We start from the raw sequence: 10,329 nt of genomic DNA, 5'->3' as shown, positions 1-10,329 counted from the left end.
TCCCCACGTATAACACCCTATAACACAGATTGTTCATATCAATAGTCCCTTTACAACCGTGGATTTCCACTCCGTTGAACCCTGCCTCGACCGCTTTTTTCGCTGAGTTAGCAAAATCTTGAACAACACGATCGATGTCTGCTTGGGTCATCTCTCTTGGTTGGATGCAATCCACCATGTTGCCGTTACCATTTTCATCAGAGATCCAAACCTGCGTTTCGATTGGTGCCAGCGCTGAAGGGGCAATCGGCAACTCGCCTTTTTGAAAGGTAGGGTGTGATACTCTGCCTACGTGCCATAGTTGGCAGAATATCGCGGCACCTTGCTCTTTGGCTGCTGTTGTTACTGACTTCCAACCTTCGATTTGTGCATCGGTATAAACGCCGGGTGTGAATGAGTAACCCTGAGAGTCATCTGAAATTTGGGTCGCTTCAGTGATGATAAGCCCTGCACTTGCGCGTTGTTGGTAATAGGTTGCCATCATGTCGTTTGGCACGTTTCCAGGTTGGCTAGTACGAGCGCGTGTCATGGGTGCCATAACCACGCGATTTTGCAGTTCTAGGCCTTTCAGTTCTGATGCTTCGAATAATTTGTTCATGGTTTCTACCTTGTTTTAATGCTGTGATTTTTCGTTTTTTATTGGGGCTATAGCCGCGTTATTTGCTTTCTGCTGGGCTGAAAATAGAGTTGCTTTGTGGCTTGCCCGCTCGGTTGGCTTTGGCGATAAGCAGCAAACCAATCACTGGGACAACAACGGCTGCGAATGGAATCATGCCTGCGCCTAGTTGGCTGTCGAGAACCATGCCGCCAAGGAATCCACCAAAGGCATTGGCTAAGTTAAACGCTGAGATATTCGCGGTTGCTGCTAGCTCTTGGCCTTCACCACCGTTGTTCATCACTCGAAGTTGCATGGCAGGAACGTTCGCAAATGATGCAATACCAAAGACAAATGCCGCTGCAACGAATAGGATTTTGTTGTCTACAACAAGGCCAACCACTACTAATGAAACGATCATCGCGATAGCCCAAAACATCGATGCTTTGCCTAAATCTTTGTCAGAAGTGCGGCCGCCCAAGGTGTTACCGATGATTAAGCCGACACCAACAACCACTAAGATCCAAGTAACAGACTCTTGACCGTAACCGGTGATGTGCATAGCGATTGGCGCAAGGTATCCGTAAAGCGTCATGAAGCCAGACCAAGCAAAAGCGGTGATTGCCAAGCTGATCAGCAGCATTGGATTTTTGAACGCCATAAGCTGAGTTTTGATGTCTTTCGCTTCACTGTGACCGGTCGATTTAATCGATGTCAGGATTGAAATCATTGCGATGGTGCCAAGTGCTGCTACTGTGAAGAAGGTGGTGTGCCAGCCGAATTGCAAGCTAACCCATGTACCCGCTGGAACACCAAGAACGTTAGCGAGCGTTAAGCCTGCGAACATCTGACCAACCGCGCGGCCTGCCATTTTTTCAGACACTAAGTTGGTCGCAACAACCGCACCGATGCCATAGAAAGGGCCTTGCACTAAGCCTGCGATAACACGACTCGCCAGCAGTAATGGATAGCTTGGCGCTAAGGCGGATAAGACGTTCCCGATGATGAATAGTGCCATTAAGCCAATCAGCACCATCTTCTTATTAAAGCGCGCCAGGTAGATGGTTAAGATCGGGCCGCCGATAACGATAGCCAACGCGTAAGCACTGATAAGGTAGCCAGCTTGGCCTTCTGTGATTGAAAGTGATGTAGCGATCTGTGGAAGAATGCCTGCGATAACAAACTCAGCGGTGCCGATTGCAAATGCTGCGAGTGTCAGTATCCAAACTTGGAATGGCATCTTTTCTTGTGTCATGGCTTTTGATTTCATGATGAGCTACCTATGTAAATTCTTGTTTGTTAGGACGTTGAGATAAACGCCCTAACGATGTTCTTTGTGTCTTTGCGGGGGTTTAGCCGAGTAGAGCGCCACCATCGATGTCGATGATTGACCCTGTTACGTATGGGTTATTAATCGAGAATAGGTAACCCATAGCCACCTCTGAAGGCTCGCCAACCTTACCTGCGGGTAGGTTGTTTTTGGCGTTGTCGTACATGCTTGCACGAGCGGAATCGTCCATGTTTTTGTAGGCTTCCGTCATGGTCAGGCCGGGGCTAACGGCATTGACGCGAATGGGTGATAGCTCTTTCGCCAGTATTTTGGTTACGCTTTCTAGCGCGGCGTTGATGGCGGTTTTTACGTAAGTGCCAACCACAACCTTGCGTGACAACATGCCAGTTGTGAACGTGATAGACCCATTTGGTGTCATGTAACGAGCGGCATGTTTGGCTACGTTTACGCTGCCCCAAAACTTAGTGTCAAAAGCTGTCTTAGCGTCTGCGGTTGCGACGTCTGTTACTTTTCCTGCGGGAGCGGAGGAGCCAGCCGTTACGATTAAGTGGTCAAATACGCCAATCGATTCGAAGTATTCACAAATTGACTTTTCATTGCTGATATCAAGGCCTGTATGTCGGCTAGCGACGTGCACTGTGTTGTTTTCGTTTCTCAATTTCATCGCGAGTGCCTTACCGATGCCTGATGTGCCACCAATGATGACGAAAGTGTGTTGCTCTTGATTAGTCGATTCGTTAGTCATGCTCTGAATTCCTGCGTTGTTCTGTTGATGTTTGTCATTATATGTATTCGACTAAATTTGATAATTGGCTAAAATACAAATTCATTATTCTGATAATCTGAATAATGTGGTTAAGTGTTGAGATCGAGCATTAAGATCGAGAAGTAAGACGAAGAGGCGGAAGCGAGAATCGTATGGATAAGTTTTCAGATATGGCGATGTTCGTCAGTATTGTTAAGCATCACGGGTTAGCGGCGGCGGGGCGTGAACTGGGTTTATCGCCTGCGACCATGACAGCAAGGCTTCAGGCACTGGAAGAGCGATATGGTGTGAAGTTGTTGAATCGAAGCACGCGCCATGTGTCTTTGACCGACTCTGGCGAGCTGTATCACAAGGCGTGTCTGGAGATATTAGATAATGTCAGTGAGGCCGAAAACCTGATCCAAAATGGTGTCAAAGAGGTCAAAGGTCCACTCAAAATCGCCGCGCCGAAAGACATCGGAAAACAGTACATTCTTCCTATTCTCTCTGAGTTCTGTCAGCAATATCCCGATGTGATCCCTTACCTCTACTTGAACGATAACCTCTCGAACATTGCTGAATCTGGCATGGACATCGTGGTCCGTTATGGTGAATTGGTCGACAGCAGTTTGATATCCAGACGCTTGTCGCCAAGCCGACGTGTGCTGTGTGCTTCTCCTGAATATCTTGCCAAGCATGGAACACCGTTAACACCACAAGATTTGGTTGATCACGACTGTTTAGCCATGCTGCGCAGTAATGAAGAGCTCAAGACATGGCACTTCCAAGATCATGATATGAAGAAGTCGATTACCGTTGTTCCAAAGCGATTCTCAGACGATGGCGAAGTGATTCGCTACTGGGCATTAAAAGGCGAGGGCATTGCCCTTAAATCGGTGCTGGATGTGCAAGACGACATCAATAACCAACGCCTTGTGACGCTACTCAATGGCTACATGAAGAACTTCAATACCGCGATGTCGGTGTCGAGTGCCGATTTGAATGTGGTGTACATCAGCAAAAAGTATCAGCCTAAACGTATCCGGTTGTTTCTTGATTTCTTGTTTGAGCGGTTTGGAGATTGCGTCAATTCGAGTTGTTGATTTCCAATTTACGAAAAGAAGAGAAATACAACGATGGCAATCGCTAACGCTCTTGGGATAAAGGTATCTTTGTCTATCATGAGAACCTCTTATCGTGCCTCAAATGAATGAGGCACGGGTTATTTGTTGGGGTTAACGAAGGTGTAGGTAGAACGGAGAGAAGGTATCAATTAAATCAACCAAACGTTGAAGTTGCTTGATATCACCCTTGGTTGCCTTCGCCGTTGATTCTTCAACATTGATGTCTTTGACTAGGAATAAATGAACAAGGTCTTGTTTTGACATCTCGACGGTGAGATCGGCGCTCTCAGAACTAAAACCATTGTCGACAGCCATCGTGCGGTTAGACACGTTCACAAGGTATGGGCTTCCATCTACGACAAGGTTGATAACGTGCGTTTCGTTGGTGTTCAGTTGCTCCGCTATGAGGCGAGTTGGAATCAGTGACATCACGTCATCAGTTGGTGCCTCAACGAACTTGCTGGCATCGCCGAAGAAGTTCATTGTATCGAGCACACCATCTAATTCTCCGCGAAGCTCTGCTGCACCTGTGAGTGCCCAGTGACGCCAACCCGGAGTCGATTGTTCCCAGCCCCAACGCTCTAGTGCAACGGCTTTTTGTCCACGAGCATACATATCGCTGTGATCGACGCGGATAACATGCGTTAGGATCTGCATCGCTTCACCGTACTGTTGTTTTTCGATCATGCGGTCAGCGGCCTTTTTAATGGCGTCTGGGCCACCCATCATATCAACATACAGTTGCGCCATGTCCTTGTGTGGTGGCTTAGCAAACTCACTGGCATCACCATTGAACCAACCAACATTGCCTGCATAGATATTGGCAACATTTTGATATTCTGAGCCACGCAGCGGGCGCAAGTAGTCATGATCCTTGAGTTCTTCTGGAAGGCGAATGCTGTCCGAAAGCTCATGCATGGTATAGCCTTTGTTGATATGGCGAACCGTTTGATCTTGCATGTAGCGCAGTGAATCCGCGTAGGCTTTCATTACATCTTCAACACGCTCTTGGCTGACTGCAGAACGGCCGTGGTGTAGTGAAAGCGTTTTTGGCTGATAGCGGCGCATGCGGTCTATAGAATCTGCCCACTCAAGGCCGTCACGGTACTCAGCACCACGAATGGTGTAGAGATTTGGAATGGTTTCACCTTGAATGGTATCGCCACCTACCATGTCTCCCGTTTCATGTACGTAGAGTGCAACACCATCTGGCGCTTCACCAGGTGTGTGGAAAAACTCCAGTGTAAGGCCATCTACCTTCATGATCATCAGATCGTCAACTAAGATATTGGGCGCGAAGAAGGATTTGTTTTGCGATTGCATCACGATGTCTGCTGGGTAGCCAACGCCTTGGTTTACCCCTTTATCGTAGTCATTGTTATGAGGGATAAAGGCACCAAATGCATACGCGGTTCGAATCGACTGTTGATTAAGATAAATACCAGACTCTTCATTCATTTTCTTTTGGAAATCAACATGAGCGATGACATTAATTTTGCCTGATTCGAAGTCTTCTCGCGTTGCTAACCCCTCGGTTCCTGCCCATTGATCTGGGTGGTGGTGAGTATAGAAAATCGTATGAACTTCACGCTCGTCCCCAGTCGCTTCACGGTAAGCTGACAGCATGGCTTCACCAGTTTCAGCCGTTGAACCAGCGTCGATAATGATCAGTCCTTTGTCACCTTGAAGGAAGGTGATCGAAGCGCCTTCAAAACCAAATGCGTTGTACATGCGGTCTGATAACTTAAAGATCACAGGGTTGGTCATTGCTTCTTCCATAGCTGCTAGCTCAGGATGAATTTTACCTTCTTGCAAAGCCTTTTCCATGTTTTCTTTGTTGTACTCAGGCGTGAATAGAGGTTCACCTCGCCAAATTATTTCTGGGAATGATCCTGCTAGTTTTGTCGAGGCATTTTCAGACAAAGGAAAGTAACTTTGCTGCTCAGCAGACATGGTTGGAGAGAGGAACTCAATACCATTAGCAAACGGGTCATAGTTATTAGAAAGTACGACGTCGTACTCGCTCATATCGAATGAGTGGTCATGGTCGCCGTGAGTTAAACGTTCTGATGCATGATGAGAGTGAGCCATCACATTGCAAGACGCTAAAATTGAGAGAGCAATAATGGTTTTTTTCATAGTGTTACCCTGGTTCTGTATTTCGTATGAATCAGACTCAGAATCCATCCTGTTTCGTCATTCTTCAAAAGTTGAAGGATACGAGGTTGTGTAATGTGCCTCGTTGATGACGATATCTTAGGCAGTTCTTAAGCGGCGAACCATTGGGTAGTAGCTATAAAAAGCATAGATTTTATCTATACAAAGTGAAACATATTGCCATTAATTACGATTTATCATTTATTGCATAGTTTTTATTTATTTTTTTGAGGGTGTTGTTAGATGCTTTTTGATGTGCTCTCGAACTTGAGCATGTCGCTGATCTTGAATACTACGTTTGTGATAAATCATTTTCATTTCGTAGTCACGCAGCGTAAATGGTGGTTCTAGAACTTTTAGCCCTAGCTCTTCTGCTAAATCAAACATGGATTCACTGACAATGCACACGGCGTCTGAATTACGGGCATTCAACAGTAGATTCGATTGGCCGGAAACTTCTCGAACCACGTTACGATCAAATGCTTCTTCAGTTCGGGTTTCTAGCGCGCTTACGTTTTTGTCTTTTAGGCGCAGCATGATGTGCTCGGCGTTTTTGAACTGCTCAAGAGAGATGCTATCGCCAATTGTTGGGTGGTCTTTACGGCATGCGAGTGCGAGCTTTTGAGAGCCGATCGATTCAACAATAAAGGAGTGATCAGTAACAGAGATATCGTCGACAACAATATCCACCTCTCCGGTTCTTAGTTTATCTAAAATACTGTATTCAATGGCGGGAGTTTCAACAAAGTAGACCCCTTCATAGCCAGGAAGTGCCTGCATGATCACTTCTGGGCAGCAGATTTTTAGTTTTCTCTCTTCTTTAAATACTGAGTCGAGGCGACCTAATATTTCTCGACATTGCTCAGCAAGATAATGCGCATCTTCTGTCGGTTGAATTGAACGACTGGTGCGATAAAACATGATTTTTCCGCTCTGCTCTTCAAAATTTTTGATCGCGGCGGTCATCGATGGCTGAGTCATATTCATATGTTCTGCTGCTTTCGAAATACTATTGAAATCATAGGCTGCGAGAAAGTGTTTAATCAGATTTAGATTCATATAGGTGTGCCCTGTAGAAAGAGATTAAATAGTTTGAATACGACTCGGTGATCGTTGTGTCGATAACGGTAGAGTCAGTAGCGTCGAGATTTAGCTTAAATTATGTATTGAAAACATGCGCTATATATTTGTTGGAAAACACATTTTTTTACCAAAATAACAAATCAAGATATGATGGGTGAAAAGTGACCAGCACAAGGAGTGCTCATGAAATTAGTCGGTAACACCGTTATCCAACCTTTTCACAAGGCAACCTGCCATTGCGGTGCGGTTGAACTAGAGCTCAGTTTACCTAACGGGATAGAAAAACCACGCCGCTGTGATTGTTCTATCTGTCGTCGCAGGGGAGCGATTGTGGGCTCTGTTGCGCTGGATGGCATCAAGATCCTTAAAGGTGCGGAGCATCTCAAGCTTTATCAATTCAATACCAATACTGCGAAGCATTACTTCTGCTCAAACTGCGGCATCTATACCCATCATCAACGCCGTTCTAGCCCAAATGAATACGGTTTTAACATCGGCTGTTTGGAAGGGGTAAACCCTTTTGATATTGGTGATGTGGTGACTAATGATGGTGTCAATCATCCAGCTGATCGTTAATTTATTGAGCATTAAAAAGGGAAGGAATTATGTCTGAATATGGAGCGATCATTCGCTGGAAAAAAGCAGAAGATGAAGTCTTTAGCGACAATCAATACAGTCGCGGTCATACATGGGAGTTCGATGGTGGTGTCACTGTGCCTGCTTCGTCCTCTCCACATGTTGTGCCACTGCCGTTGTCGGTGGAAGCGAATGTCGACCCAGAAGAAGCGTTTATCGCGGCACTTTCTAGCTGTCATATGCTGACCTTTTTGGGCATTGCCGCAAAGCAGAAGTACGTGATCGACTCTTATGTCGATGATGCCGTCGGTGTGCTGGAAGAAGATGAATCTGGTCGTTCGTCTGTCACTAAGGTGACTCTGCGCCCTAAGATTGTGTTTTTAGGTACCAAAAAGCCCACCGCCAAGCAGCTCGACAAACTGCATCACTTGGCACACAAAAACTGCTTTATCGCGAACTCAGTAAAAACAGAGATTGTGGTCGAGATGAGAGATTAATTTAAAACAATCACAAGATTTCTTTAAAAGCTTCGTCCTTTTTATCTCGCTATCGTCTTAAGGGTATTCATGCAATCCAGTTGATTGCAAAAAGACCGAACACACTATTTGAGGACACCTCCATGACAGCGTTTAACAGTGCATCGAATTACGGTGAAAATGCATTTATCAAAAGCAAACCAGAGATGCTTGAGAGCATTTACAACACCACCGATGTATTTCCTTACTGGGTTGCCGATATGGATTTTCAGGTGGCGGAACCGATCACTCAAGAGCTGAATCGCTTAGTTGAGCGTGGAGTATACTCGTATGAATTCAATGAACAGGCAGTGTTTGAGGCGCTGTCTCAATGGTATTCAAAGCGTCATGGTTTAAGCCTGTCTTCTGACAAGTTCGTTCAGGTTCCGGGAGTGTTACCGGGCATCGCGTTGTTACTGCGCCAGTTTACTAATGAGGGTGATGGTGTGCTTATTCATACGCCGGCTTACCATCAGTTTGCTAATTTGGTGAATAAGGCAGGCCGTCAGGTCGTGAATAGCCCGTTGATTAATGACGGACAGCGTTATCAGATTGATTTTGATGGTATGGAGCAACAGATCATCGAACAACAAGTGAAGACGATGATTTTCTGCAATCCGCACAACCCGACTGGGCGAGTATGGACACCTCAAGAGATTGAACAAGTTATCGAAATCGCTAAACGTCACGATGTGCTGATCATCAGCGACGAAGTCCATTCCGACATTATTTTTGAAGGTCATGCTTTTACGAGCTTAACCAGCTTTGATTACGACAAGATCATTGCCTTGATTGGCTCTCCGGCGAAAACTTTCGGCATGCACAGCATCTCAAACGGCTATGTGTACACCAACAATAATGAGTTATTTGACGCGTTCAAAACCAATGTGGTGGCGATGTATCTTGACCATGGTAATGCGTTCAGTACGTTTGCAACCGTGGCGGCCTTTGAGAAAGGTGGTGAGTGGCTAGATGGCTTGTTGGTGTATCTGCAAGACACGGTGAAATGGATCACTGAGTTTGCGGAGCAGCGCATTCCTCAGTTAAAAGTCTTCCAGCCGCAAGGCACTTACCAAGTGTGGTTTGATTTTTCAGGCTTGGATTTTTCGGAAGAAGAGCTAAAAAATGTGGTGTTTGAACAGGCTAAAATGGGCTTAACCCCAGGTGGTTGGTTTGGTGCGCAAAGCCCTAACTTCATGCGAATGAACATCGCGACGTCACGCGATAATATCGAGCAATCATTTAGGGCTTTAGCAGACGCGATTGATGGCTTTAAGAGAGGAAGTCTGACTTCTTCAACTTGTTGTGATAGCGGCGCTTCAAAAAGCTGCTGCTGATATCGAGCGTTAGACTCTAAAGAACGAAAAACCGCGAGGCTGCTTAGTGCATTACTGGCGGTTTTTTTGTGTCTGTGTAATCCTACGTACGGTTTTAATTGAGTGACAGTTAGAAAGTTCTGAGAGATAGGTAGAGAGCTTTTGAATGGTAGGAATAGATTGATTAGCAGAGAGTTATGTTTAGCGTCCCATTGAATAGTTTTGTACATCGTGTGAGTGATAAAAGCCAAGTGATGGCGAATGCTGCGGAATGTGGATGTCAGTTGAAACGAGTTCGTCGTTCACGTAATTGGCTGTTGGTCGCTCAAGAGCATCAACTCGTTGAATTTAAAACGATGTTAACCCATGAAAAAGACGGTTGGATAGCAATTGCAATCGACAAAGTGCTGCCTAAACCTGTGGTGTGTTTGGCATCTCTGTTGGCCGCGACACCTTCAATGACTGTGGCTCAGCTGGTGATGGAATCTGGATGTTCAATGGCTGAAGCAAGACGCGCGATTGATGAACATGAAGGTCTGTAGGCGTATCCAAATCGTGTGAAAAGAGAATTGCGAGCAGCAAAAAGCCCGTAACGATATTGCGCTGGAAAACGTCATATCGTTACGGGCTTTATCATCTGTGCTGCTGTTAAGCTAAGCCATGCGGCTTATGAAGCATTGACTCGATTAAGAGTTCGCTACTTTTACACGAATCGTGTTTTTGCCAAGCTTTGACAAGTTCAGCTTGTTTAGTGCTGCTTTAGCTTCTTCTTGCTCTGGCATTTCAACAAAAGCAAAGCCTTTTGAGTCGCCAGTTTCTTGGTCTAAAACTAGGCTGCACTCTTTTACTGAGCCAAACTCAGAAAATAGCACACGGATGTCTTGCTCAGATGTAGAGCGCGATAGGTTACGAACTAGAAGTTTCATA

General features: G+C 45.7%; 10 protein-coding genes and 1 pseudogene. 5 read left to right on the top strand and 6 right to left on the bottom strand.

From position 1 onward, the window contains the following. The 3 genes and pseudogenes from AB6E85_RS20085 to AB6E85_RS20075 form a co-directional block, all read right to left on the bottom strand. Positions 1-598: pseudogene (locus AB6E85_RS20085) on the bottom strand (alkene reductase); the annotation flags it as partial. A 58-nt stretch (positions 599-656) separates the two neighbouring features. Further along, positions 657-1,865 carry an MFS transporter gene (locus AB6E85_RS20080; protein WP_372143907.1) on the bottom strand — a complete coding sequence of 403 codons (1,209 nt, stop codon included), beginning with the start codon at positions 1,863-1,865 and terminating at the stop codon, positions 657-659. A gap of 82 nt (positions 1,866-1,947) precedes the next feature. Continuing rightward, entirely contained in the window at positions 1,948-2,631 is a 684-nt protein-coding gene (locus tag AB6E85_RS20075) for an SDR family oxidoreductase (protein WP_372143905.1), read from the bottom strand. A 173-nt stretch (positions 2,632-2,804) separates the two neighbouring features. Between AB6E85_RS20075 and AB6E85_RS20070 the strand changes: the two genes are divergently transcribed. Further along, positions 2,805-3,734: a LysR family transcriptional regulator gene (locus tag AB6E85_RS20070; RefSeq protein WP_372143903.1), complete on the top strand. Its 930-nt coding sequence runs from the start codon at positions 2,805-2,807 to the stop codon at positions 3,732-3,734. A 132-nt stretch (positions 3,735-3,866) separates the two neighbouring features. Here AB6E85_RS20070 and AB6E85_RS20065 read toward each other — a convergent pair whose 3' ends face one another. Together AB6E85_RS20065 and AB6E85_RS20060 are read right to left on the bottom strand one after the other, a co-directional pair. After that, entirely contained in the window at positions 3,867-5,894 is a 2,028-nt protein-coding gene (locus tag AB6E85_RS20065) for an alkyl sulfatase dimerization domain-containing protein (protein ID WP_372143901.1), read from the bottom strand. A gap of 237 nt (positions 5,895-6,131) precedes the next feature. Continuing rightward, complete coding sequence (locus tag AB6E85_RS20060; protein WP_372143899.1) at positions 6,132-6,971, bottom strand: LysR family transcriptional regulator; 840 nt, start codon at positions 6,969-6,971, stop codon at positions 6,132-6,134. Between the two features lie 207 nt (positions 6,972-7,178). On the opposite strand from AB6E85_RS20060, the gene AB6E85_RS20055 reads away from it, so the two are divergent. The 4 genes from AB6E85_RS20055 (at position 7,179) to AB6E85_RS20040 (ending at position 9,944) form a co-directional block, all read left to right on the top strand. Next, positions 7,179-7,571, top strand: coding sequence for a GFA family protein (locus tag AB6E85_RS20055; protein ID WP_050651206.1), 393 nt, complete (start codon positions 7,179-7,181; stop codon positions 7,569-7,571). Positions 7,572-7,600: 29 nt separating this feature from the next. Continuing rightward, a complete protein-coding gene (locus tag AB6E85_RS20050) occupies positions 7,601-8,068 on the top strand; it encodes an OsmC family protein (protein WP_372143897.1) in 468 nt (155 codons plus the stop codon). Between the two features lie 122 nt (positions 8,069-8,190). After that, entirely contained in the window at positions 8,191-9,423 is a 1,233-nt protein-coding gene (locus AB6E85_RS20045) for a MalY/PatB family protein (protein WP_372143895.1), read from the top strand. A gap of 176 nt (positions 9,424-9,599) precedes the next feature. Continuing rightward, positions 9,600-9,944 (top strand): ribosome recycling factor family protein, encoded by a 345-nt coding sequence (locus AB6E85_RS20040; protein WP_048614122.1) that lies wholly within the window; start codon positions 9,600-9,602, stop codon positions 9,942-9,944. Between the two features lie 144 nt (positions 9,945-10,088). On the opposite strand, the gene AB6E85_RS20035 is transcribed toward AB6E85_RS20040, so the two are convergent. Then, the gene (locus AB6E85_RS20035) at positions 10,089-10,328 is read right to left on the bottom strand and encodes an RNA-binding protein (RefSeq protein ID WP_017061273.1); all 240 of its coding nucleotides are present in this window, start codon (positions 10,326-10,328) and stop codon (positions 10,089-10,091) included. Between the last annotated feature and the right edge of the window lies 1 nt (position 10,329).

It is taken from the genome of Vibrio sp. 10N.247.311.51 (assembly GCF_041467855.1).
Lineage (GTDB): Bacteria > Pseudomonadota > Gammaproteobacteria > Enterobacterales > Vibrionaceae > Vibrio > Vibrio coralliirubri.
This window is presented reverse-complemented; position numbering and strand designations above follow the sequence as displayed.